General features: G+C 76.2%; 25 protein-coding genes. 15 read left to right on the forward strand and 10 right to left on the reverse strand.

The features are described from left to right. Positions 1-36: 36 nt before the first annotated feature. Positions 37-609 (reverse strand): DUF3000 domain-containing protein, encoded by a 573-nt coding sequence (locus GA0070614_RS24035; RefSeq protein WP_088978086.1) that lies wholly within the window; start codon positions 607-609, stop codon positions 37-39. Positions 610-817: 208 nt separating this feature from the next. Between GA0070614_RS24035 and hemE the strand changes: the two genes are divergently transcribed. The 6 genes from hemE to GA0070614_RS24065 all read left to right on the forward strand — a co-directional run bounded on the left by hemE (position 818) and on the right by GA0070614_RS24065 (position 8,542). Continuing rightward, the gene (hemE, locus tag GA0070614_RS24040) at positions 818-1,909 is read left to right on the forward strand and encodes a uroporphyrinogen decarboxylase (protein ID WP_088978087.1); all 1,092 of its coding nucleotides are present in this window, start codon (positions 818-820) and stop codon (positions 1,907-1,909) included. A gap of 11 nt (positions 1,910-1,920) precedes the next feature. Continuing rightward, positions 1,921-3,357 carry a protoporphyrinogen oxidase gene (hemG, locus tag GA0070614_RS24045; RefSeq protein WP_088978088.1) on the forward strand — a complete coding sequence of 479 codons (1,437 nt, stop codon included), beginning with the start codon at positions 1,921-1,923 and terminating at the stop codon, positions 3,355-3,357. Continuing rightward, a complete protein-coding gene (hemQ, locus tag GA0070614_RS24050) occupies positions 3,354-4,055 on the forward strand; it encodes a hydrogen peroxide-dependent heme synthase (protein ID WP_088978089.1) in 702 nt (233 codons plus the stop codon). Before hemG ends, hemQ begins: the two co-directional genes overlap by 4 nt. Before the next feature lie 216 nt (positions 4,056-4,271). Beyond that, complete coding sequence (locus tag GA0070614_RS24055; RefSeq protein ID WP_197701352.1) at positions 4,272-4,598, forward strand: CU044_2847 family protein; 327 nt, start codon at positions 4,272-4,274, stop codon at positions 4,596-4,598. A 24-nt stretch (positions 4,599-4,622) separates the two neighbouring features. Continuing rightward, complete coding sequence (locus GA0070614_RS24060; RefSeq protein ID WP_088978090.1) at positions 4,623-7,172, forward strand: trypsin-like peptidase domain-containing protein; 2,550 nt, start codon at positions 4,623-4,625, stop codon at positions 7,170-7,172. After that, the gene (locus tag GA0070614_RS24065; RefSeq protein WP_157745074.1) at positions 7,169-8,542 is read left to right on the forward strand and encodes an extracellular solute-binding protein; all 1,374 of its coding nucleotides are present in this window, start codon (positions 7,169-7,171) and stop codon (positions 8,540-8,542) included. The genes GA0070614_RS24060 and GA0070614_RS24065 overlap by 4 nt, the downstream gene beginning before the upstream one ends. Before the next feature lie 25 nt (positions 8,543-8,567). Here GA0070614_RS24065 and GA0070614_RS24070 read toward each other — a convergent pair whose 3' ends face one another. From GA0070614_RS24070 to GA0070614_RS24085, 4 genes are all read right to left on the reverse strand, one after another. Beyond that, on the reverse strand, positions 8,568-9,011 hold the full coding sequence (locus GA0070614_RS24070; RefSeq protein WP_088978092.1) for a GNAT family N-acetyltransferase: 444 nt from the start codon (positions 9,009-9,011) through the stop codon (positions 8,568-8,570). A 9-nt stretch (positions 9,012-9,020) separates the two neighbouring features. Next, entirely contained in the window at positions 9,021-9,917 is an 897-nt protein-coding gene (locus tag GA0070614_RS24075; protein WP_088978093.1) for a cytochrome c biogenesis CcdA family protein, read from the reverse strand. A gap of 1 nt (position 9,918) precedes the next feature. Beyond that, complete coding sequence (locus GA0070614_RS24080) at positions 9,919-10,515, reverse strand: redoxin domain-containing protein (RefSeq protein ID WP_088978094.1); 597 nt, start codon at positions 10,513-10,515, stop codon at positions 9,919-9,921. A gap of 240 nt (positions 10,516-10,755) precedes the next feature. Next, positions 10,756-11,013: a Prokaryotic metallothionein gene (locus tag GA0070614_RS24085; RefSeq protein WP_088978095.1), complete on the reverse strand. Its 258-nt coding sequence runs from the start codon at positions 11,011-11,013 to the stop codon at positions 10,756-10,758. 154 nt (positions 11,014-11,167) lie between these two features. Between GA0070614_RS24085 and GA0070614_RS24090 the strand changes: the two genes are divergently transcribed. Beyond that, positions 11,168-11,443 (forward strand): isoamylase early set domain-containing protein, encoded by a 276-nt coding sequence (locus GA0070614_RS24090; RefSeq protein WP_088979629.1) that lies wholly within the window; start codon positions 11,168-11,170, stop codon positions 11,441-11,443. Positions 11,444-11,459: 16 nt separating this feature from the next. On the opposite strand, the gene msrB is transcribed toward GA0070614_RS24090, so the two are convergent. Next, entirely contained in the window at positions 11,460-11,870 is a 411-nt protein-coding gene (gene msrB / locus GA0070614_RS24095) for a peptide-methionine (R)-S-oxide reductase MsrB (RefSeq protein ID WP_088978096.1), read from the reverse strand. A gap of 47 nt (positions 11,871-11,917) precedes the next feature. Here msrB and ligD point away from each other — a divergent pair, with 47 nt between their 5' ends. Continuing rightward, entirely contained in the window at positions 11,918-12,946 is a 1,029-nt protein-coding gene (gene ligD / locus GA0070614_RS24100; RefSeq protein ID WP_088978097.1) for a non-homologous end-joining DNA ligase, read from the forward strand. 55 nt (positions 12,947-13,001) lie between these two features. On the opposite strand, the gene GA0070614_RS24105 is transcribed toward ligD, so the two are convergent. After that, the gene (locus tag GA0070614_RS24105) at positions 13,002-13,295 is read right to left on the reverse strand and encodes a hypothetical protein (RefSeq protein WP_088979630.1); all 294 of its coding nucleotides are present in this window, start codon (positions 13,293-13,295) and stop codon (positions 13,002-13,004) included. A 41-nt stretch (positions 13,296-13,336) separates the two neighbouring features. Here GA0070614_RS24105 and GA0070614_RS24110 point away from each other — a divergent pair, with 41 nt between their 5' ends. The 5 genes from GA0070614_RS24110 (at position 13,337) to GA0070614_RS24130 (ending at position 21,494) form a co-directional block, all read left to right on the forward strand. Further along, on the forward strand, positions 13,337-13,738 hold the full coding sequence (locus GA0070614_RS24110) for a hypothetical protein (RefSeq protein ID WP_088978098.1): 402 nt from the start codon (positions 13,337-13,339) through the stop codon (positions 13,736-13,738). A gap of 89 nt (positions 13,739-13,827) precedes the next feature. Next, a complete protein-coding gene (locus GA0070614_RS24115) occupies positions 13,828-17,028 on the forward strand; it encodes an FtsX-like permease family protein (RefSeq protein WP_088978099.1) in 3,201 nt (1,066 codons plus the stop codon). Further along, the gene (locus tag GA0070614_RS24120) at positions 17,025-19,778 is read left to right on the forward strand and encodes an FtsX-like permease family protein (RefSeq protein WP_088978100.1); all 2,754 of its coding nucleotides are present in this window, start codon (positions 17,025-17,027) and stop codon (positions 19,776-19,778) included. The genes GA0070614_RS24115 and GA0070614_RS24120 overlap by 4 nt, the downstream gene beginning before the upstream one ends. A 1-nt stretch (position 19,779) precedes the next feature. Continuing rightward, the gene (locus GA0070614_RS24125) at positions 19,780-20,778 is read left to right on the forward strand and encodes an ABC transporter ATP-binding protein (RefSeq protein ID WP_088978101.1); all 999 of its coding nucleotides are present in this window, start codon (positions 19,780-19,782) and stop codon (positions 20,776-20,778) included. Further along, complete coding sequence (locus GA0070614_RS24130) at positions 20,775-21,494, forward strand: ABC transporter ATP-binding protein (protein WP_088978102.1); 720 nt, start codon at positions 20,775-20,777, stop codon at positions 21,492-21,494. The genes GA0070614_RS24125 and GA0070614_RS24130 overlap by 4 nt, the downstream gene beginning before the upstream one ends. 6 nt (positions 21,495-21,500) lie before the next feature. Here the strand turns inward: GA0070614_RS24130 and GA0070614_RS24135 are convergent, their stop codons facing one another. Then, on the reverse strand, positions 21,501-21,953 hold the full coding sequence (locus GA0070614_RS24135; RefSeq protein ID WP_088978103.1) for a GNAT family N-acetyltransferase: 453 nt from the start codon (positions 21,951-21,953) through the stop codon (positions 21,501-21,503). 73 nt (positions 21,954-22,026) lie between these two features. On the opposite strand from GA0070614_RS24135, the gene GA0070614_RS24140 reads away from it, so the two are divergent. Beyond that, positions 22,027-22,719: a potassium channel family protein gene (locus GA0070614_RS24140; RefSeq protein WP_088978104.1), complete on the forward strand. Its 693-nt coding sequence runs from the start codon at positions 22,027-22,029 to the stop codon at positions 22,717-22,719. Here the strand turns inward: GA0070614_RS24140 and GA0070614_RS24145 are convergent. Further along, positions 22,646-24,202, reverse strand: a complete 1,557-nt coding sequence (locus GA0070614_RS24145) for an alpha/beta hydrolase (protein WP_231933749.1) — start codon at positions 24,200-24,202, stop codon at positions 22,646-22,648. The two genes, GA0070614_RS24140 and GA0070614_RS24145, sit on opposite strands and share 74 nt — an antisense overlap. Before the next feature lie 54 nt (positions 24,203-24,256). Then, complete coding sequence (locus GA0070614_RS24150) at positions 24,257-25,372, reverse strand: ATP-dependent DNA ligase (RefSeq protein ID WP_088978106.1); 1,116 nt, start codon at positions 25,370-25,372, stop codon at positions 24,257-24,259. Positions 25,373-25,508: 136 nt separating this feature from the next. On the opposite strand from GA0070614_RS24150, the gene GA0070614_RS24155 reads away from it, so the two are divergent. Continuing rightward, positions 25,509-25,718, forward strand: coding sequence for a hypothetical protein (locus GA0070614_RS24155; protein WP_088978107.1), 210 nt, complete (start codon positions 25,509-25,511; stop codon positions 25,716-25,718). Positions 25,719-25,823: the final 105 nt, after the last annotated feature.

A 25,823-nucleotide genomic window follows, 5' to 3' on the forward strand; every position in this document is an offset into this window, starting at 1 on the left:
CGACCGGGTCGACACCACGCGACCGGGCGCGGCGGATCAGGCGGCGCCGGCCGGCCGGCGCTCGGAGAGCGCGGTCACCCCGGGCGGCGGCAGCCCCGCCGTCGAGGCGAGCAGCGCGCACCAGGCCTCCAGGTGGGGGGCCAGGTCGTCGCCGAGCGGCGTCCAGGACGCCCGGATCTCGATGTCCCCGGCGGCGGGCGGGCCGGCCAGCTCGCCGAACTTCGTCGACAGGGTCTGGGTGATCGTCCCCCCCGCCGCGCGGTACCGGGCGTCGTGCGCCTCCAGGGCGTCGACCAGCCAGGTCCAACCCACCCCGGGCAGCAGCGGGTCGGCGGCGAGGTCGACCTCCAGTTCGGCGGTGACGTAGGTGACCAGCCGCAGGGTGCCCCGCCACGCCTCGTGCCCGGCCGGGTCGTGCAGCAGGATCAGTCGTCCGGTGGCCACCTCGTCGTCGTCGCGCAGCACGGTGGCCGAGAGGGCGAAGGCGTACGGGGCGAGCCGCTGCGGCGCGCCGACCTCCTCCAGGACGATCTCGGCCCGGGGAGTCACCGACCGCAGCCCGGCGACCGCGCGGACGAAGGTCTCCGGGAGCGCGATCGGGGGGGCCATGTCGGCAGCCTATGCCGCGTGCGGGCCGCCTGCCCGGACGGCACGCCGAAGGTGGGCGCGGTCCCACCCCGCCCGGCGCGCCGGGACGCCCCCACGGCGGGGGCGCCGCCGCGCCCGCCGCGCCAGGGCCGTACGGCCCTGCGGACGAGGGTCACAAAAGGCGGCGCTGCCCGCTGCCGCCACCCGCCCGCGTGGCACGATTGCCGCGATGAGCACCGACACCACGGGCACTGCCGCCCGAGACGGAGAGCCCCGCCGCGGCGGGCCGGCCGACTCAGCCTTCGTCCGGGCCTGCCGCCGCGAGCCGGGCCCGCACACCCCGGTCTGGTTCATGCGCCAGGCCGGCCGCTCGCTCCCCGAGTACCGGGAGATCCGGGCCAACGTGGGGATGCTGGACTCCTGCCGCCGCCCCGAACTGGTCGCCGAGATCACCCTCCAGCCGGTGCGCCGGCACGGGGTCGACGCCGCGATCCTGTTCAGCGACATCGTGGTGCCGGTCGCCGCGGCCGGCGTCGACCTGGACATCGTGGCCGGCACCGGCCCGGTGGTGGCCGAGCCGGTGCGTACCCGCGAGGACGTCGAGCGGATCCGCCCGATCACCCGCGACGACGTGTCCTACGTGGACGAGGCGGTGCGGCTGCTCGTCGCCGAGCTGGGCGACACCCCGCTGATCGGCTTCGCCGGCGCCCCGTTCACCCTGGCCAGCTACCTGGTCGAGGGTGGGCCGTCGCGCACCCACGCCAAGACCAAGGCGCTGATGTACGGCCAGCCGGAGCTGTGGCACGCGCTCTGCGCCCGCCTGGCCGAGGTGACGCTGGCCTTCCTGAAGGTGCAGGTCGACGCCGGGGTCTCCGCGGTGCAGCTCTTCGACTCGTGGGCCGGCGCGCTCTCCGAGGCCGACTACCGGCGCTACGTGCTGCCGCACTCGGCGGCGGTGCTGGCCGGGCTGGCCGACGCGGGCGTGCCGCGGATCCACTTCGGGGTGGGCACCGGCGAACTGCTCACCGCGATGGGCGAGGCCGGCGCCGACGTGGTCGGCGTGGACTGGCGCACCCCGCTGGACCAGGCCACCCGCCGGATCGGCCCGGACCGGGCGGTGCAGGGCAACCTCGACCCGTGCGTGCTGCTCGCCCCCTGGCCGGTGGTGGAGACCGAGGTGCGACGGATCGTGGAGCAGGGCCGCGCCGCGCCCGGCCACGTGTTCAACCTCGGTCACGGCGTCCTGCCGGAGACCGATCCCGACGTGCTGACCCGGGTGGTCGCGCTGGTGCACGAGGTGTCCGCGCGACCGACCGACTAGGGAGGACGACGATGCGGCAGCCCTGGCGGATCGCGGTGATCGGAGGCGGGATCACCGGGCTGGCCGCCGCCGTCCGGTTGCGCGACCGCGCCCCCGCCGGCACCGAGATCACCGTGTACGAGCGCTCCGGCGCGCTCGGCGGGAAGCTGCGCACCGGCGAGCTGGCCGGCTCGACGGTCGAGCTGGGCGCCGAGTCGTTCCTGATGCGCGACCCGGCCACCGGGGGCGACTCCGCCGCGGTGGCCCTGGTCCGCCGGCTCGGACTGGCCGACGAGCTCGTCCACCCGAGCGTCGGGCAGGCCGCGCTGGTGGTCGACGCCGGGCTGCGCCCGATCCCCGGCGGCACGCTGATGGGCGTACCCGGTGACCTGGCGAAGGTGGCCGAGGTCGCCGACCCGGGGGCGGCGGCCGACCACGACGGCGGCCGCCCGCTGCTCGGCCCCGACGAGGACGTCAGCGTCGGCGCGCTGGTCCGGCCCAGGTTCGGCGACCAGGTGGTGGACCGCCTGGTCGACCCGCTGCTGGGCGGCGTCTACGCCGGTCGCGCCGACGACCTGTCGCTGGTGACGACCATGCCCGCGCTGGCCCGCGCGGCGCGCGCCGAACACACCCTGACCGCGGCGGTACGGGCGGCGCAGGCCGCCTCGGCCCGGACCGCGCAGGCCGCCGCGACGCCCGGCCCGCCCCGGCCGATCTTCGGCACCCTGGCCGGCGGGATGAGCCGGCTGGTGGAGGCGGCGGCGACGGCCAGCGGCGCGAAGATCCGGCTGGACGCGACGGTGCGCGACCTCACCCGCACCCCGGACGGTTGGCGGCTGACCGTCGGCCCGACCCGGGACCCGGAGCACGTCGAGGCGGACGCGGTCGTGCTCACCGTGCCGGCCCGCCCCGCCGCCCGGCTGCTCGCCGGCGTCGCCGGCGAGGTCGCCGCCACGGTCGGCGCCCTGGACTACGCCAGCGTCGCGCTGGTCACCCTCGCCCTGCCCCGACCGGAGCTGCCGGCGCTCTCCGGCTTCCTGGTGCCGGCCACCGAAGGGCTGCTGATCAAGGCGTCGACCTTCTTCACCACCAAGTGGGGGCACCTGGCCCGGCCGGACGGTGTCGCCCTGGTCCGCGCCTCCGTCGGCCGGTACGGCGACGAGGCGCAGCTCCAGCTCACCGACGAGGACCTGCTGGCCACCGTGCACCGGGAGCTGTCGCAGGTGCTCGGGGTGGCGCTGCCCGCGCCGCTGGCCGGTCACGTGCAGCGCTGGGGCGGGGCGCTGCCCCAGTACACCCCGGGTCACCTCGACCGACTCGCCGCCGCCCGGGCGGCGCTGCGCACGGCCCACCCGACGCTGGTCCTGGCCGGCGCCGGTCACGACGGGGTCGGCATCCCGGTCTGCGTCCGCTCCGGCGAGACGGCGGCCGGGGAGATCATCGAAGCACTGGGAGGATCGGGTCAATGACCGAGCAGACCAACGCGGCCCGGCTCAAGGAGCTCAACGCCAGCATCCGCTACACCATGTGGTCGGTGTTCCGGGCCACCAGCCCGCTGCCGTCGCTGCGGGAGAACGTCACCGGCGAGGTCGAGTCCCTCTTCGAGGAGCTGGCCGGCAAGGACGTGGTGGTCCGTGGCCTGTACGACGTGGCCGGCCTGCGCGCCGACGCCGACCTGATGGTCTGGTGGCACTCCGCCTCCAGCGACGCGCTGCAGGACGCGTACCTGCGGCTGCGGCGGACCACGCTGGGGCGGGCGTTGACCCCGGTCTGGTCGCAGATGGCGCTGCACCGGCCGGCCGAGTTCAACAAGAGCCACATCCCGGCGTTCCTGGCCGGTGAGGAGGCCCGCCCCTACCTCTGCGTCTACCCGTTCGTCCGCTCGTACGAGTGGTACCTGCTGCCGGACGCCGAGCGGCGCGAGCTGCTCGCCGAGCACGGCCGGATGGCCCGTGGCTACCCGGACGTGCGGGCCAACACGGTCGCCTCGTTCGCCCTCGGCGACTACGAGTGGATGCTCGCCTTCGAGGCCGACGAGCTGCACCGGATCGTCGACCTGATGCGGGACCTGCGCGCCTCCGGTGCCCGCCGGCACGTGCGCGAGGAGATCCCGTTCTACACCGGCCGGCGTCGCTCGGTCGCCGACATCGTCAACTGCCTGGTCTGACCGGCGTGCCCGGTGGCCTGCCGCACGGCGGGAGGCCACCGGCGCCCCGACCGCGCCGACGACCGGTCGGGCGAGGGCGAGGGCAAGCCTTCTGTCGGATGTCGGACGGAGGGTTGTCCTGATCGTCCGCGGGACGGCCCGGCATGAGCGCCGACGGTAACGTGACAGATCCATCGCGGTAACTGTTCGTGCCGTCGGATCCGTCGGGAGGCCAGGTTGTCCCAGCTCGTCGAGTTCCCGTTGGAGGGCGGTGGCGCCATCCGGGTGGAGGTCTCCGACGAGGAGGGCGTGACCCCGGTCGGCCGCGCCGGGGACGCGGTGACCCGCGCGCACGAGACCTGGGAGTCGGTCCTGGACCGGCTCCGCCCGCTGACCGCCGGCGTCCTGCGCACCGTGCGCGACGCCGCCGAACCGCCGGACCGGGTCTGCGTGGAGTTCGGCGTGAAGCTCACCGCCAAGGCCGGGCTCGTCGTCGCCAGCGGCACCTCCGAGGCCAACCTCAAGGTGCAGCTCGAATGGAACCGGCCCGGCGACACCGCCTGAGCCGGCGGCGCCGGGCGACGACTCATGCACGCAGCGAGAGGGCAGCCGGTGCCCGACGACGCCCAGCTCGCGGTGGCCGCCGTGCTGGACGACGCCGGGGTCGTCCACGGCGCGGCCTTCCTGATCGACTCCACCCGGCTGCTGACCTGCGCCCACGTGGTGCAGGCGGCGCTCGGCCCGGATCACCCGACGCCCGGCGGGACCGGCCTCACCCTGGTGACGCTGGCCTTCCCACTGGTCGCGCCCGACCGGCACGTGGCCGCGGTGGTGCTCCCGCAGCACTGGCAGCCGGCCGGCCCGGACGGCTCGGGCGACGTCGCCGTCCTGCAACTGCTCGGGCCGGCGCCCGCCGACGCCCGGCCGGTCCGGCTCGCCCGCCCCGGCCAGGCCGGCACCCGCGACCGGGTCTGCCGCGTCTTCGGCTTCCCCCGGTCCCTGGCCGAGGGACGGTGGTTCGAGGGACGGGTCGTCGGGCCGGTCGGCGGTGGCTGGATCCAGCTCGCCAACCGCACCGACGCCGGATACCGGATCGAGCCGGGCTTCTCCGGGGCGCCGGTGTGGGACAGCCGGATGCGGTGCGTCATCGGCATGGTCGTCGCGGTCGACAAGTGGCTCCGGCCGCAGCTGGACTACCCGGCCGCCTTCATGATTCCGATCCGCCGGCTGCCGGTGCCCGACCAGTTCGGCCGGCCCCGGGTGCTGGCCCGCTGGCGGCAGCCGCTCAGCCGGTGGCGTACCGACCCGTCGACGCGCCGGCGGGAACCGCGACGCCGGGTCGCGGCCGTGCTGGCCGCCCTGCTGGTGGCCGCCCTCGTCGTCGCGCCCGAGCCGCTCACCGGCTGCGCGGCCCCGGTGGAGCTGCGGGTGGCGGCCACGCCGGACGACCTGACCACCTACGAGTCGGTGGCCGCCGCGTACGAGTCGTGGGCCACCGCCCGGGCCGGCGGCTGCCGCCCGACGAACGTCTTCGTCTATCCCGCCGCCGCCTCGGACGTGGCGCAGGGGCTCAGGCTCGGCTGGTCGGCGGCCCCCGGTCGGCCGGCCACCGACCGGGACCCGGGGACGCCGGGCTGGTACCCGGCCGACGTCGGGCCGCGCCCGGACGTCTGGTTCCCCGGGGCGGAGCTGCCGGCGGCGCAGGTGCTGAGCCTGACCACGGTGCGCGAGTACCGGGTCGTCGCCCGCTCCCCGCTGGTCCTCGCGGTGCCCCGGGGCCGGGTGGAGTCCGGGCGCGACGACCCGGACCGGCAACGCGCGCTCTCCTGGCCGGAGCTGTTCGCCAAGGCCAGCCGCGCGCCGAGGGAGGAGCCGTTGCCCACCGACTCGGGTCGGCGGGTGGCCGGCACCGGGTGGCAGGTGGTCCGCCCCGACCCCACGGTGTCGCCGGAGGCCCGGATGGTCGACGTGGCGCTCTACGACGGCGCGCCCGACGCGACCCGGATCCGGCAGCTGGAGCGCCGGCTGGCGGCGGCCCAGGACGCACACGGGTTCCCGCTCGGGAGCCTGGCCGCCGTGCTGTGCCGGCAGCGGCAGCTCGCCCTGGACCCGGCCGCGCCGCCGCTGCCCGCGCTGGTCACCACCGAGCAGGCCCTGGTCCAGTTCAACCTCGGCGAGCGGCTCGGCGCCGGCTGCGTGGAGCGGGGCCGCCCGGCCTGGGACCGGTCGCTGCTGGCGTTCTACCCGGAGGTCACCCCGGGAGCCGAGCACCGGATGGTCCTGCTGGACTGGCCGGCCCCGGTGCAGAGCGCCACCGCCCGGGTCGCGGCGGAGGACTTCCTGCGCTGGCTGACCGGGTCCGGCCGGGACGCGCTGCTGGCCCGGGGCTTCCGGGTGCCGGACCTCGACCGGGCCGGCCCGGTGCTCAGCGAGATCAACGGGGTGCTGCCCGGCTGGCTGCTGGACAACCCCCAGTGGCAGCTCACCGACGCCGGTGACCCGATGGCCCTCGCCGCCGCCGACCGGCGGTACCAGGAGGCCCGCCGACCGGCCCGGGTGCTGCTGGCGCTGGACACCTCCGGGTCGATGCTGGCGGAGGCGGGCCGGGGCACCCGCTTCGACGTCGCCGTGGACGGCGTCGCCGGCTCGCTCGACCAGCTCGGCGGCCGGGACGAGGTCGGCGTGTGGGCGTTCTCGACGGCGCACCGGGGGTCGGTGGCCCGGCTGCGGGAGGTGGGCCGGGCCGACCCGGCGCGGGACGCCGCCCTGCTCGACCGGCTCCGTCGTACCGTGCCGGCGGGGGACACCCCGCTGTACCGGGCCATCGACGCGGCGGTCCGGGAGGTGCGCCGGCGCGGTGACCCGCGTGACGAGCACCTCCGGGCCGTGGTGGTGCTCACCGACGGCCGGGACACCGCCAGCGGGGAGCTGACGCCGCAGCTCGACGGCGACCCACCGGTACGCCTCTACGTGATCGCCGTCGGCGAGGCGAGCTGCGACGACCGGCTCCGGGGCCGCACCCTCCGGCAGACCACCCTGGCCACCGGCGGCGCATGCGTGCCGGCGGCGGCCGGGACGGTGGACCGCGCCCTCGCCGGGCTCTTCCGTCAACTGTGGGAGAAGGGAGCCGAGCAGTGACCGATCCGGGACCGACCGGCCCGCCCGTCGTCCGTCCCCGCCGGTGGCGGGTCCCGTCCGGGTTCCTGCTCGGGGTGGCCCTCGGCACGGCCGTCGGCGTCGTCGCCACCGTCGGCTGGTACGCGGCGACCGGCGAGCAGCCGTTGGAGCGCGGGCAACTGGTGATCCTCAGCGGCAAGGACACCAGCCCCGGCAGCCAGCGCGACGAGCTGGTCAAGCTCTGGAACGAGCTGCACCCGGAGAGCCCGGCCCGGATCCGACCGGCGCCGGTCACCACCGACCAGCAGCACAGCGAGATGGCCGCCGTCGCCCAGGCACAGGCCACCGACCCGGGGCAGGACCCGGAGAACGACGTCGACATCTACAACCTGGACGTGACCTTCACGGCGGAGTTCGCGGCCGCCGGGTACCTGCGTCCCATCGACGAGTCGCGGCTCGGCGCGGGCCATCTCGACGCGTTCGTCCCGCCGGCGCTCGACGGCTGCCGGTACCAGGGCTCGCTCTGGGCGCTGCCGTTCAACACCGACGCCGGCCTGCTCTTCTACCGCTCCGACCTGCTCGGCGCGGCCGGGCCGGGCGCGGCGCACCCGCGCTTCGACTGGGACGCCGTCATCGACCGTGGCCGCGTCCTCGCCGGGCCGGGCCGGGGCGGTCAGCCGGCGATGGCCGGCTACGTCGGGCAGTTCGGGCCGTACGAGGGGCTGACCGTCAACGGCATGGAGCTGATCTGGTCCGCCGGGGTGGACCGGCTGGTCGACGAGACGCAGAACCGGGTCGTCTTCCAGCGGGAGCGGTGGGAGCGGCGGCTGCGTGACGTCGCCGCGGCCCGGCCGGCCGGGCTGCTCGTGGGCGACGCCTTCGCCGTCCCCGGCGACGAGGGCCGCAGCCTGCGGGACTTCCGGGAGGGCCGGGCCCTGTTCATGCGCAACTGGCCGCTCAACTACCGGTCGCTGACCGCACCGGACGCGGCCCCGGCCGCCCCGGTGCCGTTCGAGGTCACCCTGCTGCCCGGCCCGTCGGCGCTGGGCGGGCAGAATCTGGCGGTCGCCAAGCACACCCGTCAGCCGAGGGCGGCCCAGGCGCTGATCGAGTTCCTGACCAGGAAGGAGGCGCAGCGCAAGCTCTTCGCGCTGGGCGGCTTCGCGCCGACCCGGGCCGACGTCTACGCCGACCCCCAGTTGCGCGAGCAGTTCCCGTACCTGCCGCTGCTGGCCGACGCGGTGGGCCAGGCCCGGATCCGGCCCCGGGTGCCGCACTACTTCCAGTTCAGCCGGGTGTTCCGGGAGGGTGTCCGGCGGGCCCTGGAAGGCGACGGGAGCCTGCCGGAGAACTTCGAGGCGCAACTCAACCAGGCGTTGCAGGGCGGTTGAGCGTCCGGTTCACCGCGTGGCGCGGTCAGCCGTCCCGGCGCATCGGCAGGTGCGGGATGCCGTCCTCGACGTACTCGGGGCCGGTGACGGTGAAGCCGTGCCGGGCGTAGAAGTCGGCCAGGTAGGACTGCGCCTCCAGCACGCAGGGCCGGTCGCCCACCAGCCGCAGCGCCTCGGTCATCAGCCGGCCGGCGTGGCCGGCGCCGCGCGCCGAGGGCGCCACCACGACCCGGCCGATGCGCGCCACGCCGCCCGGGTCGGCCAGGATCCGCAGGTACGCCACCGGGACGCCACCGGACTCCAGCCACAGGTGCCGGGTGCCGGGCTCGACGTCGCGGCCGTCCAGCTCCGGGTACGGGCACGCCTGCTCCACGACGAACACGTCGATGCGGAGCCGGAGCAGGTCGTGCAGGGTGCGGGCGTCCAGTTCGGCGAAGGTGGCGACGTGGAGGGCGACGGTCTGCGGCACCCTGCGATGTTAGGCCGCGTCCACCCGCTCGGGTGTCGGGGCCGGGTCGGCACCCCGGCGCCGGCGGCGTACCAGCGTGCTGCCGGCGGCCACCGCGAGCAGGGCGACGGCGACGGCCGCCACCACCCACGGGCCGACACCGTCCAGCCAGCCGCTGACCGCGGCCTGCACCCGGCCGGCGGCGTCGATCACCGGGTCGTCGGCGGATCCGCCGGAGAAGACCCGGATCTCGTACCGGCCGTACCAGGCGACGTACGCCCCGGTCAGCACGAGCAGCAGCCCGGCGATCCGCCCGAGCAGCGGGGCGGCCCGGCGGGTGCGGCGGACCAGCGACTCCCGGGCCAGCGCCACGGCCAGGGCGGCCGCCCCGACCACCAGCCCCATGCCCAGGGCGTAGGTCACGAACAGGCCGATGCCGGCGGCCGGGCTGCCGGCCCGGAAGCCGGCCACCACCACCGCCAGGAACGGGCCGATCGTGCAGCCGAGCGAGGCGACCGCGTAGGCCGCGCCGAACAGCGCCATCGAGGTGAACCGCAGCCGGACCGCCGGCCCGGCGGCCACCTTCGGCGTGATCGTGGGCAACTCCCGGCCGGCGAGCAGCCACCCGCCGGCGGCCACCAGCGCCAGGCCGATCAGCACCGACACCCAGGGCAGCCGGCTCGCGACGGCGTCGGCGGCCGGCCCGGCGAGCAGCCCGAAGAGGCCGAACACGGCGACGAACCCGACGGTCATCGCGCCGGTGAGGGCGAGCGCCCGGCCCACCGGTCGCAGCGGCCCGCGGTCGGCCGCCGGGCCGTCGCCGAGGACCAGCACCGACAGGTACGCGGGCAGCAGCGCGAAGCCGCACGGGTTCACCGCGGCGAGCAGGCCGGCGCCGAGGGCGAGTCCGTAGGACGCCTCCGGCATGTCAGGTCAGCTCCGCGATCCGGCGGCGCAGCTCGTCCTGGGCCAGCGGCCCGGAGTGGACGACCTTCCCGGTCGAGTCGAGCAGGACGTACTGCTCCTGGCCGGTGATCCCGAACCGGCGCCACACCGCGCCGTCGTCGTCGGCGAGGTGGGGGAACCCGGCGATGCCGGTGTCCTTGGCGAAGCGGCGCATCGCCTCGGCGCCGCTGCCCAGCCCCGCCACACCGAGCACGGTGACCCGGGCGGCGTTGTCCCGCTGCACGGCGGCCACGTCGTCGGCGACCCCCCGGCAGCGGGTGCACCACGCCGCCCAGAACCACAGCACCGCCGGCCTGCCGGCGAGGCTGCTCCCGGCGAAGGGCCGGTCGTCGATGGTGCGCGCGGTGAAGTCCAGGGTGGCCGGTGTGGCCGGGCGGGCGGCGTCGCCGGAGGCGCCCGGCGTGACGCTCACCGGGGCGGCGGCGGTCGTGCCCGGCGTGGCGGTGGCGGTGTCCGGCGTGGCGGCGGGGGTGGCCGGCTCGGCGCCGCCGCAGGCGGTGAGGCCCAGGACGGCCACGGTCAGGACGGTCGGGAGGATTCGGCGGGTGACGGCGGGCATGTCCGGATGCTAGCCGGCACGGTGGCCGTCGAGCCCTTACCGCTCGCTTACGCCCGCGTCCGTTCCCTCGCGCCCGGCATCGGCCCGTTGCGGTCGGCGCCCGTGCGGTGCGGTCCCCGCCTGCGGGCCGCCGTCCGTGCCCGCCTGCGGGTCGTTCGGTCCGCGCCCGCCTGCGGGCCGCCGTCCGTCTCCCCCTGCGCCCGCCCGTCATACCCCGGCGACGGTGTTCCCCGGTGGTGGTCAGGCCGGGCGGGCGCCGACCGCGTCGCGGATCTCCGCGCCCTGGGTCTCCTCGTGGCGGGCGCAGTGCGCACAGCAGAAGAACCGGCCGGCGACCTCCACCCCGTGACCGAGGATCTTGACGTCGCAGTGTTCGCAGATCGGCGCCAGCTTGTGCGCCGCGCACTCGAAGCAGTCGAAGGTGTGCACGTCGCCGCTGACCGTACGCACCTCGAACGCCATCCAGTAGTCGTTGCCGCAGACCTCGCAGGTAGCCACCCTCGAAACCCCCAAATCAGGACATGTGCCTCCAGGGTGCGCCAGGTTCGGGCGGCCGGGGGCGAAATGCCGTGAGTCGATCGGGTCGGGCGGCGTTTCGCCCCCGGCGCGTCGTGCGTTGGTCCCGGTGTACGCCTCGACCCCGGAGGACCTCGTGATCAAGCGGAACAAGCTCTTCGGCAACCAGACCCGGGTCACCTTCTGCCTGCCCCGGGACACCCCGCCCGGCACCGTCAGCGTGGTCGGCAGCTTCAACGACTGGGAGCCCGGCCGGCACGAGCTCGTCGCCCGCCGCGACGGCACCCGGACGGTGACCGTCCGGCTCGCCCCGGGCCGCCACCGGTTCCGCTACCTGGCCACCGGCGGCGTCTGGCTCGACGACGACTCGGCCGACCAGGTCGACGACAAGGGCAGCCTGCTGGTGCTCTGACCGCACCCGGGCCGGGTCAGCCCTGCTTCGGCTCCAGCCGGATCGACAGCGAGTTCACGCAGTGCCGGGTGTCCTTCGGGGTGAAGCCCTCGCCCTCGAAGACGTGCCCCAGGTGGCTGTCGCAGCGCGCGCAGCGGATCTCGACACGCGTCATGCCGAGGGTGTGGTCGGGGATCTCCTTGACCGCGCCCGGGACGGCGTCGTCGAAGCTCGGCCAGCCGCAGTGCGAGTCGAACTTGTCGTCGCTGCGGAACAGCTCCGCCCCGCACGCCCGGCAGTGGTAGACGCCGGGGGTCTTGGTGTCCACGTACTCGCCGGTCCACGGCCGCTCGGTGCCGGCCTCCCGCAGCACCCGGAACTCCTCGGGGGTCAGCCGGACCCGCCACTCGTCCTCGGTGCGGGGCAGTTCGTTCTCGTCGAGACTCACCCGTCAACGGTACGCCGGACGTCGGAGGTGTCGCATAGGGTCGCGGGATGGGTGGCACCACGAAGGCGACGGTGACCGAGATCGAGGTGGCCGGGCACACCGTCCGGCTCAGCAGCCCGGACCGGCTCATCTTCCCGCAGCGCGGCTTCACCAAGGCCGACGTCTTCCACTACTACCTGGCGGTGGGCGACGGCATCGTGCGCGCCCTGCGCGACCGTCCCACCACGCTCCAGCGCTTCCCCGAGGGCGTGGAGGGGGAGGCGTTCTACCAGAAGCGGGTGCCCACCCGGGGCGTGCCGCCGTGGGTGCGTACCGCGCGGATCAGCTTCCCCAGCGGGCGCAGCGCCGACGAGCTGTGCCCCGCCGACCTCGCCCACGTCGCCTGGGCCGCCCAGATGGGCACCATCGTGTTCCACCCGTGGCCGGTGCGCGCCGCCGACGTCGACCGCCCCGACGAGCTGCGCATCGACCTCGACCCGCAGCCCGGCACCGACTTCGCCGACGCGGTGGCCGCCGCCGGTGAGGTCCGGGCGCTGCTGGCCGAGCTGGGCGCGGTCGGCTGGCCGAAGACCTCCGGCGGTCGGGGTGTGCACGTCTACCTGCGTATCCCGCCGCGCTGGACGTTCACCGAGGTGCGCCGGGCCACCATCGCGCTGGCCCGCGAGCTGGAACGCCGTCGCCCCGACCTGATCACCACCGCCTGGTGGAAGGAGGAGCGCGGGGCCCGGGTCTTCGTCGACTACAACCAGATGGCCCGGGACCGGACGATCGCCTGCGCGTACTCGCTGCGCGCCAACGCCCGGGCCACCGTCTCCACCCCGGTCGAGTGGGACGAGCTGCCCGACGTCGACCCGGACGACTTCGACCTGCGTACCGTGCCGGCGCGGCTGGCCGAGCGGGGTGACCCGCACGCCGGAATCGACGACACCCCGTACGACATCACCACGCTGCTGGAGTGGGCCGACCGGGACGCCACCGGCGGGCAGGGCGATCTGCCGTACCCGCCGGACCACCCGAAGATGCCGGGCGAGCCGAAGCGGGTCCAGCCCTCCCGGGACCGCGACCGCCCGCGCTGACCGGCCCAACGAACCCGGCCCGGCGGACCCCATCGGCCGGCCCACCGGCGTCGGCTCAGCGGCCCTCGGCCATCGCCTCCACCGCCTCCTTGGCGGTCCTGAGGTCCGCACCGGTCGCCTCCCGGTACGCCTTGATCGCCTGGATCTTCTCGCCCCGGGCCAGGTGCGCGCGGACCCCCGGCAGGGCGGGCCCCGGGTCCACCACGCCGAGATGCCGCATCACCAGGTCGAGGCGGCGTTCGATCTCGGCCAGCCGCAGGGCGGTGGCGTCCCGGCGACCGGGCCGGGCCGTCTGCGCGAGGAGCAGCGTCAGCGCGAGCACGAGCAGGATGGCGAGGGTGGATTCCATCAGCCGATCGAAGCAGACCGGTGCCAGGCACACTTGCCCGCATGACCGACCCGAGTGTGATCCGGCGGCTGATCGGCGTCTACCACGCCGACGGCGGCCTGCGCGGCGAGCTGGCCTACGTCGTCGGCAAGGTGCGCGGGACCGCCTCCTGCGCGCTGTGCGACATCACCCACGGCGCGTTCGGCCGCCGTCGCCAGTGGCGCGACCTCCTGCCCGAGCTGGGCGTCCCGGTCGAGCTGGTGCACCTCAACGAGCGCTCCGCACCGGTCCGGGCGGCCAGCGAGGGGCGTACCCCGTGCGTGCTGGCGGTGACCGACGGCGGGCACCTGCCCCTGCTCGGTCCGGACGAGCTGACCGGCCTCGACGGCGACGTGGCCCGGTTCGCCGAGGCGCTGCGCGCGGCGGCCGGGCGGGCCGGCCTGCGGTGGGAGAGCGCCGACTGATAACGATCACGTAAAGGGCGCGAACCTTTTCCGGCCCCACCCGCTCTGTCTGGTCGTCGGCCCGACGGGGGCGGAGGGGGAGGCGTCGGATGATGCTGGTGTGGAGGCGGGCCCGCGAGGCGCGGGGTCTGCTGCTGGCGGCGGCGGCCGCGGCGTTGGTCGCGGTCGCCCTGGTCACCGGGCTCTCCGACTACAGCCGCCGCGCGGTCGACGCCGGCCAGCGGGCCATGCTCGCCGCCGCGCCGGCCGCCGAACGCAGCCTGCTGATCAGTGGCTCCGGCGGCCGGGACGCGGCCGAGGCCGCCGCCCGCGACCGGACGGTGCGGGACCGGTTCGCCCACGGCCTGGGCGGCGCGTCGGTCACCGTGTCCGCCGCCCGGCACGGCACCGGTCGGGAACTCACCGGTGACCTCGGCGGCGCGCGGGTCGACGACGACCCGGTCTTCGCCGACCTGGCCACCCTCGACGACCTGCCCGCCCGCGCCGACCTCGTCACCGGGGCCTGGCCCACCGCCGGGGCGCCGCAGACCCAGGTCGCCGTGCCGGAGCGGGTGGCGGGCGCGCTGCGGCTGACCGCCGGCAGCCGGGTGCCGATGACCGACCGCAGCACCGGCCGGGCCGCCGACGTGGTGGTCGCCGGGGTGTTCCGCCCCCGCGACCCGGCCGCCGCCTACTGGCAGCTCGCGCCGGGGGCGGTCGGCACCGCCGAGAGCGACGGCGGCTCGTACGGGCCGTTCGTCCTCGACCCGGCGGACTTCGTCCGCACCTTCCCCGGCTCCACCTCGATCTCCTGGGTGGTCGAGCCGGACCTCGCCGGCGTCGCGCCGAGCCGGCTGCCCGACGTCGGGCAGGCGGTGGCCGTCGCCCTGCGCGACGTGCCGGAGGAGGCGGGCCTCGGCTCGTCGGCGCAGAGCGTCAGCGGGCTGGACCGGCTGATCGACCGGCTCGGCCGGGCCGACCTGGTGGGGCGCTCGGCGCTGCTCACCCCGCTGCTGCTGATCGTGGTGCTCGGCGGGTACGCGCTGGTGCTCGTCGCCGCGCTGCTCAACGAGGACCGCCGGGGCCAGACCGCGCTGCTGCGGGCCCGGGGGGCCGCGCGCGGCCAGCTCGCCGGGCTGGCCGTCCGGGAGGCGACCCTGGTGGTGCTGCCGGCGGCGCTGCTCGCGCCCCCGCTGGCCGGGCTGGTGCTGCGCCGCGTCGGCGGCGCGGACGGGCTGACCGACCTGCGGCTGGGCGGCGGTGGCGCCGGCGCCGTCTGGACGGTGGCGCTCGCCGCGGCGGTCGGCTGCCTGCTCGCCATGGTGCTGCCGGCGCTGCGCCGGGCCGGCAGCTACGTCGCCGACATGGCCGCCCGCTCCCGCCCCACCCGGGCCGCCACCGTGCAGCGCGCCGGCGCGGACCTGGCCCTGGTGCTGCTCGCCCTGCTCGCCTGGACGCAGCTGCGGCAGTACTCGTCGCCGCTGGCCGGCGCGGGCGGGCGGCTCGGCATCGACCCGCTGCTCGCCGTCGCCCCGACCCTGGGGGTCCTGGCCGGGGCGGTGCTGGCGCTGCGGCTGCTGCCGCCGGTCACCCGGGTCGCCGAGCGGTTCGTCGACCGCCGGCCGTGGACGGCCACCATGCTCGGCATGTGGCAGGCCGGCCGCCGCCCGCACGCCGGACCGGTGCTGCTGCTCGCCCTCGCCGTCGGCGCCAGCACCCTGGCCTGGACGCTGGTCAGCACCTGGGAGCGGTCGCAGACCGACCAGGCCGACCACCGCGTCGGCGCCGACCTGCGGGTGGTCGAACGCGGTGGCGCCGCCCCGGTGGACCGCGCCGCCTCTCTGGCCGGCACGCCGGGGGTACGGCAGGTGCTGCCGGGCTGGCGCGACGAGATCCGGCTGGGCCGCACCAGCCTGCCGACCACGGTGCTGGCCCTGGACACGGCCGCCGCCGGTGACGTGGCCCGGATCGCCGACCGGCTGGGCGACCGGCCGCCGCGCGAGCTGCTCGACCGGATGGCGCGCGAGCGCGACGAGGCCGCCGGGGTCGCGCTGCCGGCCGACGCGCGGCGGCTCACCGGCACCGTCCGCACCCCGGTACGCGAGCCGGTCGTGCCGCAGTCCATCGAGGTGACGGTGCTGCTCACCCGCGCCGACGGGCTGGCCCTGCGGCTGCCGCTGGCCACCACGAACTCCGCCGACGACCGGGCCGCGCCGTTCGCCCTCGACCTGCCCGCCGGGCCGCCGTGGCGGGTGGCCGGCTTCCAGGCCGACGCCGGTGACGCCGCCGCCCGCGGGTACGGCCTCCAGGTCGACGGCCTGCGCGTCGAGGACGCCGCCGGGACCGCCCGAGCGGTGGAGCTGACCGGCGACTGGTCCCTGGTGGACGCCCTGCGCGACAAGCCGGTCCGGACGACCGGGGTCTCCGCGGCCGGGGTGGACGTGGACTACCCGGTCGTGCTGACCGAGGGCGGACGCTTCGCCAGCCAGCCGACGATCCGTTACGCGGTCGTCCCGGCCGGCGAGAGCGCCCCGGTGCCGGCGCTGGTCACCCCGCAGGTGCTGGCCGCCCTCGACGCCCGCCCCGGCGACGTGGTGCCGCTCGCCCTGTCCGGCGCGTCGGTGCCGGTGCGGGTGGTCGGCGAGCTGAGCGCGGTGCCGGGCGCCGGGGACACCGGGGGAGCGATGCTGATCGACCTGCCCGCCGCGACCCAGTGGCTGGTCCGGCAGCGGGCCACCGTCCGGCCGGTGCCGGAGTGGTGGCTGCGCGTCGACCCGGGTGGGCACGCCGCCGCCGCGGCGGCGCTGCGGGACCTGCCCGACGTGACCGTCCTCGACCGGCGGGAGGCCGCCGAGGCGGCGGCCGGTGACCCGTACTGGCGGGGGGCCCGGACCGGGCTGCTCGCCGCCGCGCTCGGGTCGGTGCTGCTCGCCCTGGTCGGTCTCGCCGTGGACGTCTGGGCCACCGGGCGACGCCGGATGGCCGAGCTGGCGGTGCTGCACACCCTGGGCGCCGGGCCCCCCGTGCTGGCCCGGGCGCTGCTCGCCGAACAGACCTTCCTGGCCGGCATCGGCGTGACCGTCGGCCTGCTGGTCGGCGCGGGCGTCGGCGCCACCATGGCCCCGCTGGTGATCCTCACCCCCGGCGCGGGGCGGCCCGTGCCGGAGGCCGCGTTCACCGTGCCGTGGACGCCGATCGGCCTCACCGCGCTGGGGCTGCTGGTGGCCGCCCTCGCCTTCAGCGCGGTGCTCACCACCGGCCTGCGGCAGCGCGTCGCGGCGGTCCAGCTCCGGATCGGGGGAGAACGATGAGCGTCCTGGCGGTGGCGCGCAGGGTCCGCGCGTACGGGGGCCACTTCCTGCTGCTGATGGTGCTGACGCTGGTGACGGCGGTGCTGGTCACCGGGGTGCCCCGGCTGGCCGAGCGGCTGGCCGGCCAGGGACTGCGCGAGCAGCTGGCCGAGGTGCCGGGCCAGGGGCGGGACCTGCTCTACCGGCGGACGCCGGAGATCCAGCCGCCCGGCACCGCGGGCTGGACCGCCGCGCACCGGGGCCCGCTCGACGACCTGGCCGCCGGCATGCCCCCGGTGGTGCGCGACGTGATCGGCGAGCGGTGGTACGCGGCCGACACCGGCTTCGCCCGGCTGAAGGGCCCGGAACTCACCCGCGACAAGGGCCTGTTCGACCTGGCCCTGCGCACCACGACCGGGCTGGCGGAGGCGGCCACCCTGGTCGAGGGGCGCTGGGCGGGGCAGGGGACCCGCCGGGAGGCGGCGGTGGAGATCGCGCTCGCCGAGCCGGTGGCCCGCGCCCTCGGCGTCCGCGCCGGCAGCCGGCTGCGGGCGGCCCTGTACCGGCCGGACGGCAGCGAGTACGGCGCCGCCCCCGTGGTGGTGGTCGGTGTGTTCCGTCCCCGCGACCCGGCCGACGGCGTCTGGGACGGGTTGCCGTCCGCGCTGCGGCTGACCCCGCCGGTCGGTGACGGGCAGCCGTTCCAGCTCGTCGGGCTGACCGACGCGGTCGGCCTGGACGACCGGGCGGCGGACGGCTGGGCCGCCGGGGTCAGCTACCGGTACCGGGTCGACCCCGACCGGCTCGCCCCGGGGCGGCTCGACGCGCTGATCGCCGGCCTGTCCCAGGTGGACCGCGAGCGACCGGCCGAGCTGCACTTCTCCCAGGGCGTCGACATCCCGCTGCGGCAGTACGCGGACGCGCTCGCCGCCGCCCGGACCCTGCTCACCGTCATCGCCACCGGGGTGCTCGCCACCCTCGCCGGGCTGACCGCGCTGGCGGCCGGGCTGGCGGTGCGCCGCCGCCGCGACGAGTACGTCCTGCTGCGCGCCCGGGGCGGTTCGGCGTTCGGGGTGGTGCGGCGGGGCCTGGCCGAGTCGGCACTGGTGGTGCCGGCCGCCGCCGGGGTGGGCTGGCTGCTCGGTGGTCTCCTCCCGACCGACCCGCTGGCCGGCGGCACGCCCGGCGCGGCGCTCCGGCTGGCCCTGGCCGCCGCGCTGCTGGCCACCGTGGCGCTGCCGGTGGCGGTGCTGGCCGCCCAGCGCGGCGGCGTGGGCGGGCGTCGCGACCTGCTCCGGCTGCGGGGCGGGGCGGGCCGGCTGACCGTCGAGGTCACCCTGGTCGGGCTGGCCGCGCTCGCCGCGTTCCTGCTGCGCCGGCGGGGCCTGACGCTCGGCGGACAGGTGGATCCGCTGCTGGTGTCGGTGCCGGTGCTGCTGGCGGTCGCCGCCGCGCTGCTGGCGCTGCGCGCGTACCCGTGGCCGTTGCGGCTGGCCAGCCGGCTGGCCGCCCGGGCGCGCGGGGCGGTGGCCTTCCTCGGCACCGCCCGCGCCGGCCGGGCCGGGGTGGCCGCGCCGTTGGTGGTGGTGGTGCTGGCGATCGCGACGGCGGCGTTCTGCGGGGTGGTGGCCGTCGGCATCTCCGACGGCCGGGACCGGGCGGTCACCCGGACGGTGCCGGCCGACGCGCTGGTCGCCGGTGACCGGTTCGCCCCGGACACCGCGGCGGCGCTGGCCGGGCTGCCCGGGGTCCGGGCGGTCACCCCGGTGCTCGCCCAGCCGGGCCAGCGGCTGTACGCCGACGCCGACGGCCGCCCCGCCGGGGCGGGGGAGGCGTACGTGCTGCTGGTGGAGCCGGCCGGCTTCGCGGACGTGGCCCGCCGGTCGGGGCTCGACGTGGCGGTGCCGGGGACGCTGCGCGGCGACCGGGCGAGTGCGCTGCCGGCGCTGGTGTCGCCGGACTTCGCCGCCGCGCTGGCCGAGGCGGAACTCGCCGACCGGGCCGGCCGGCGTCCCGGCTGGGTCGACGTGCAGGGCAACAAGCTGCCGTTCCGCCTCGCCGGCACGACCGCACGGTTCCCGCTGGTGCCGGCGGAGATCACCCGGTTCGTGGTGCTGCCCTGGCCGGACCTGCCCGCCGACGGGCCGTACCCGCTCGCCCCGACCGGTTTCCTGCTCGCCGCCGGTGACCGCCCGGTCGACCCGGCCGCCCTGGCCCGGGTCGCCGAGGAGGGCCAGACCCGCTACCAGACCGACGGGACGGTGACCGGCGGCAAGCGCCCGCTGCCGCCGCGGGTGACGACGTGGGCGGCGGAGCGGGAACGGCTCGGCGGCAGCGGCGTCAACGGGCTGCTCGTCTTCGGCTTCGCCGTGGGCGCGGCCGGAGGCGCCCTGCTCGGGCTGCTCGCCCTGGCGTTCGCCGTGCTGGCCGGGGCCCGGGGCCGCGGTCAGGTGCTGTCCCGGCTGCGCACCATGGGGCTGTCCCGCCGGCAGTGGCAGGGCCTGCTGCTGATCGAGCTGGCCCCGCTGGTGGTGGTCTCGGTGCTGACCGGGGCGGTGGTCGGCGCCCTGCTGCCGGTGCTGCTCAATCCGGTGCTGGGGCTGTCCGCGTTCACCGGCGGGGTGCCGGTGACCGTCCGCTTCGAACCCGGCCTGGTCGCCGGGGTGCTCGGGCTGGCCGTGCTGGCCCTGGCCTTCGCCGTCGCGGTGGAGGCCGTGAACAACCGTCGGCTGCGCCTCGGCGAGGTGCTCCGGCTCGGAGAGGAGAGCTGAGATGACCGCTACCGCCGAGAGCACCGCCGTACCGGACCTGGCCGAGTTGCAGCGGCGGGCCGCGCACCGCGCGGCCGAGCGGGCCGGCGGGCGGGACCGCCTGCGCGGGCACATCGTCTGCGACGGGCTGGTCCGCATCTTCAAGACCGAGGGCGTCGAGGTGGTCGCCCTGCAGGGGCTGGACCTGGTCATCGACCGGGGTGAGCTGGTGGCGATCGTCGGCGCGTCCGGCTCGGGCAAGTCGACGCTGCTCAACATCCTCTCCGGGCTGGACACCCCGACCGCCGGGATCGCCCGGGTCGCCGACTACGACCTGCTCGCGCTGTCGAACCGGCGGCGGTTGAGCTACCGGCGGGACGTGGTCGGCTTCGTCTGGCAGCAGACCGGCCGGAACCTGCTGCCGTACCTGACCGCGCGGGAGAACGTCGAGCTGCCGATGCGGCTGGCCGGGCGTTCCGGGGGCCGACGGGCCCGGCGGGCGCGGGCGCAGGAGCTGCTGGAGCTGGTGGGCGTCGGCCACTGCGCCGACCGCCGGCCGGGCCAGCTCAGCGGCGGCGAGCAGCAGCGCTGCGCGGTCGCCGTGGCGGTGGCGAACGACCCGGAGGTGCTCTTCGCCGACGAGCCGACCGGCGAGCTGGACGAGGCCACCGGCGCGGAGGTCTTCGCGGCGCTGCGCACCATCAACGCCGAGCTGGGCGTGACGATCGTGGTGGTCACCCACGACCAGGCCGTGGCCACCCAGGTCCGCCGGACCGTCGCGATCCGCGACGGCCGGACCTCCTCCGAGGTACGCCGCACGGCACGGGTCACCGCCGACGGCAGCACCGAGCTGGTCAGCGAGGAGTACGCCGTGCTGGACCGCTCCGGCCGGATGCAGCTGCCGGCGCCCTTCGTGGACGCCCTGTCGCTGCGTGACCGGGTCCGCCTGAACCTCGAACCGGACCACGTCCAGGTCCGTCCCGGCGACGTGGCCGCCGGCACCGAACGGAGTGACGCATGAGCGAGCAGGTTTCCACCCTCGGGGTCGGCGACGCGGTCGCCGACGAGGTCGTCCGGGTCGAGGGGGTGAGCCGGACCTTCGGCCGGGGAGCACACGCCGTGCACGCCGTGCGGGACGTCTCGTTCCGGGCCGGGCGGAGCGAGCTGGTGGCGGTGCGGGGCCGCTCGGGCGCCGGCAAGACCACCCTGCTCAACCTGGTCGGCGGGCTGGACCGGCCGGACAGCGGCCGGGTGCACGTGGCCGGGCACGACGTGACCGCCGCCGGGGAGGCGGAGCTGCTGCGGCTGCGCCGGGGCACGGTCGGGTTCGTGTTCCAGACCTTCGGGCTGGTGCCGATCCTCTCCGCGGCGGAGAACGTGGGGGTGCCGCTGCGGCTGGCCCGGGTGCCGGCGGCGCAGCGGGAGGAGCGGGTGGCGGTGCTGCTGGAGTTGGTGGGGCTGGGTGGGCACGCGGCGCAGCGGCCGTACGAGCTGTCCGGTGGGCAGCAGCAGCGGGTGGCGGTGGCCCGGGCGCTGGCCAACGAGCCGGACCTGCTGATCGCCGACGAGCCGACCGGCCAGCTCGACTCGGAGACCGGCCGGTCGATCATGGACCTGCTGCGCGCCGTGGTGCACGCCCGGGGGATGACCGCGCTGGTCGCCACGCACGATCCCGCCCTGATCGAGCTGGCCGACCGCACCCTCACCCTGCGCGACGGCCACCTCGTCGACGACTGACGTCCGTCAGAGCGGGAGCTTCATGCCCTCGTGGCTGGCGACGAAGCCCAGGGTGCGGTAGAAGCGGTGGGCGTCGTCACGGGACTTGTCGGTGGTGAGCTGCACGAGCGCGCAGCCCCGCTGCCGGGCCTGGTCGATCGCCCACCGCATCATCAGCCGGCCCAGCCCCTGCCCGCGCAGGTCGGAGCGGACCCGCACCGACTCGATCAGGGCCCGCTCGGCGCCGTGCCGGCCCAGCCCCGGGATGTAGGTGAGCTGCATGCAGCCGACCACCTCGCCGCCCCGGTCGGCGACGACCTGCTGGTTGCGCGGGTCGGCGGTGATGTCGGCGAACGCCCGCTCGTACGCCTCGTCCACCTCGGCGACGTCCCGGGCCTTGCCGAGCACATCGTCGGCGAGCAGGGCGACGAGGGTGGGCAGGTCCGCCCGGACCGCCTCCCGGAAGATCACGTCGGTCATGGCCGCAGCCTGCCACAACGACACCGACCGATGTGCGCGCCGGGGTTGCCCGCAGCGGGCAGCATGGTGCGGCATGGAGCTCCTGCTGTTGCCGTTCCGCTGGGTCTACCGCGGGTTGGTCTGGTTCGCGAACTCGCCGGGCACCCTGATCGCCTCGTACCTGCTGATGATCGTGGTGGCGGGCGTGATCTACGGCCAGGTGGAGAACCGCAGCGCCGCCGACGCGGTCTGGTGGGCGGTGGTCACCGCGTCCACCGTCGGCTACGGCGACATCTCCCCGACCACCTGGCAGGGGCGTACCCTCGCCGCGCTGCTCATCTCCACCATGGTGCTGCTGGTCATCCCCCTGATCACCGCGCACTTCGCCAGCCGGCTCATCGTCGACGACGACGCGTTCGAGCACGACGAGCAGGAGGAGCTCAAGCGCGACGTGCGCCGGATGCGGGCGCTGCTGGAGGAGTTGGCCGCCCGGCAGGGCATCGAGCTGCCGAACTCGAACCGCTGCGGCCCGCCGAGCCGATCAGGCCGGTCTGGGAGCGGTCCAGGAGGCGGCGCCCACCGCAGTGGTGACCCTCGTCAACCCCGCTCCAGCCCGGTCCGCAGCGCCCACCACCGGCGGACGCTCTGCGGTGCGAGCGATCCGCACCGCGCCCGTCGGGCACCGGTCCGCCGGCCCGGCCATCCTGCCCCGGTCAGCGGGCCGGGCAACGCAGCCCTTCCCGGGGCACCGTCAGCGAGATCAGGTACGCGTCCACCGCGTCGGTGACGCAGGCCGTCTGCGGGTAGGCGGTGTGCCCCTCGCCCTCCCAGGTCAGCACCCGGCCCACCCCCAGCATGGCGGCCAGCTTCGCGGTCTGCTCGTACGGGGTGGCCGGGTCGCCGGTGGTGCCGACCACCACGATCGGCGGGGCGCCCTCGGCCCGGCCGGTCGGGTACGGGTCCCGCCCGCCCGGCCACTCCACGCAGCCGAGCATCCCCACCGCCAGGGACGGGCCGAAGAGCGGGTACCTGTCCCGCCACTGCGACTGGAGTTCCCGGATCCGGGCGATGCTCGGCTTCTCCGTCTCGTCGGCGCAGTTGACGGCGAGGTTGGCGTCGAACAGGTTGGAGTAGTTGCCCGCCTCGTCCCGGCCCGCGTACGCGTCGGCCAGGTCGAACACCCCGCTCGGGTCGCCGCCCTCCAGCTCGTCCACCGCCCGGGCCAGCTCCTCCCAGCCCGACTCGGTGTACAGCGACGAGATGACCGCGTAGAAGACCCAGCCCGAGGTGGCCTCCCGCCCGTCGGCGGCACGTACCGGGGAGACCCGCGCCTTGTCGATCGCCGTGGTCACCGCGGCCCGGGCGTCCGGGGCGATCGGGCAGCGCCCGGCGTTGGCCGCGCACCACCGGGTGAAGTTGCCGAACGCCCGCTCGAAGCCCTTGGCCTGGCTCTCCGAGCCGGCGATCAGCTGCTGGCGCGGGTCGACCGCACCGTCGAGCACCATGGCCCGCACGTTGCGCGGGTAGAGCTGGGCGTACGTGGCGCCGAGCAGGGTGCCGTAGGAGTAGCCGAGGTAGGTCAGCTTCTCGTCGCCCACCGCCGCGCGCACCGCGTCCACGTCCCGGGCGGCCTGCTCCGTGCCGTAGAGGGGGAGCTGGTCGCCGTACTTGTCGCCGCAGCCGCGCCCGACCCGCTGGTTGAGCGTGCGGTAGGCGTCGAACGACTCCTGGCTGCGCGGGTCGGGGTCGGCACCGAAACTGGCGTCCAGGTCGGCGTCGGAGATGCACTTGACCGGGCTGGACCGGGACACCCCGCGCGGGTCGAAACCGACGATGTCGAAGCGGTCGGTGATCGACGCCGGCAACCCGCCGAAGGCCTGGCCGAAGGAGAGGTAGACCGCGGTGTCCACCCCGGACCCGCCCGGCCCGCCGGGGTTGATCACCAGCGAGCCGATCCGGTCCCGCTGCTTCGACGAGCGGGCCCGCAGCAACGCGATCTCGAAGGTCTCCCCGGCGCCCGGCCCGGCGGTCGCCCCGGCCCCGGCGCCCCAGTTGCGCGGCACGGCGATCTTCGCGCAGTCGTACCGCATGCCGGGCGCGCCGCGACCGACCAGCTCCTCCGCGACCTCCGGGCAGGCCCGCCAGGTCGGCGCGGTGCCCGGCGCCGCCGCCTTCTCGGCGCTGCCCGGCACGAACGCCGGCAGCGTGCAGCCGGCGGCGAGCAGCGCGCCCGAGACGAGTCCGGCCAGGGTGAGCCGGACCCGGCGGATCCGGTGGGATGTGCGGGTCACCAGCGAGCCTCCGTGATCGTTTTCCGGCCCAGGCTACGCCGGACCGGTCGCCGCCGGCTCGACGGTCGCCGCCGGGTCACCCCGCAGCACCTGGTCCACGTCGAAGCGGACCGGACGGTCGAGCTGGTCGTAGCGGCAGGACCGGGGATCACGGTCGGGCCGCCAGCGGACGAACCGGGCGGTGTGCCGGAACCGGTCGCCCTCCATCGCGTCGTACGCCACCTCGACCACCAGTTCGGGACGCAGCGGCTCCCACTCCAGGTTCTTGGTGCCCGTCCACCGGCTCACCCCGCCGGGGATGCGCTGGCCGCGCTCGTGGTCGCCGTGCACCCACGGGTGGTCGCCGTCGACGTCCCGGTAGGGGGCCAGCTCCTCCAGCAGCTCCTGGCGGCGGGCCATGGTGAACGACGCGCTCACCCCCACGTGGTGCAGCACCCCGTCGTCGTCGTGGAGGCCGAGCAGCAGGGAGCCGACCACCGGCCCCGACTTGTGCCACCGGAAGCCGGCCACCACCACGTCGGCGGTGCGGGCGTGCTTGACCTTGGACATCAGCCGCTTGCCCGGCTCGTACGGCAGGTCGGCCGGCTTGACGATCAACCCGTCCAGCCCGGCGCCCTCGAACACCTCGAACCAGCGGCGGGCCGTCTCGGGATCGGTGGTGACCTGGGTGACGTGCACCGGCGGACGAACCCCGGCCAGCGCCGCCGCCAACCGGGCCCGACGCTGCGGATAGGGCGCGCCGGTCAGCAGCTCGTCGTCGAGGGCGAGCAGGTCGAAGGCGACGAAGTCGGCGGGGGTCGTCTCGGCGAGCAGCTTCACCCGGGAGGCGGCCGGGTGGATGCGCTGGGCGAGCAGTTCGAAGTCGAGCCGGGGCTGCCCGCCCGGGCCGTCCCGGCGGATCACGATCAGCTCGCCGTCGACCGCGCAGCGCGCGGGCAACTGCCGGCGGGCCTGCTCGACCACCTCGGGGAAGTAGCGGGTCATCGACTTGCCGCCCCGGCTGGCCAGCTCGACCTCGTCGCCGTCGCGGAACACGATGCACCGGAAGCCGTCCCACTTCGGCTCGTACGTCAGGCCGGGATCGGTGGGCAACCGGGCCACGCTCTTCGCCAGCATCGGTTCGACCGGCGGATTGATCGGCAGGTCCACGGCGACCAGTCAACCAGACGGCACCGACAGTCGTGAGGCAGATCACCGTCGGCAGTGGTACGGCGTGTCCGGGGTCGGTCCCGTTCGTCCCTGCCGTACGGATGGTGTCCGCGCAGCTCGGAGCTAGCGTCGCCGGGTGAGGTTGGTGTGCTGCTGCTGCGGGCGCTACCAGGTCACCGTGGAGCTGGTCCGGGGCCGGCACCGGTACCGCCTGACCCACCGCTATCCGGCCCGTTTCGGCGGCGGCAAGAACGTCCTCGGTGAGGTGGGCACCGTGGTCGAGTTGGAGGAGCTGCTGCGCCGGCGTACCCCGCTCGGCCTGGCCGACCTGCGCGAGGCCGCCTGATCCCGACGCCGGTCGGATGGTGGACGCCCCCCGTCTCGCGCGACCACGTGGACCCGTCCCGTGCTGTTCCTGCTGGCCCCGGCGCGCGCCCGGCCCGGCGCTCGA

The sequence above is a fragment of the Micromonospora coxensis genome, from assembly GCF_900090295.1.
Classification (GTDB): domain Bacteria; phylum Actinomycetota; class Actinomycetes; order Mycobacteriales; family Micromonosporaceae; genus Micromonospora; species Micromonospora coxensis.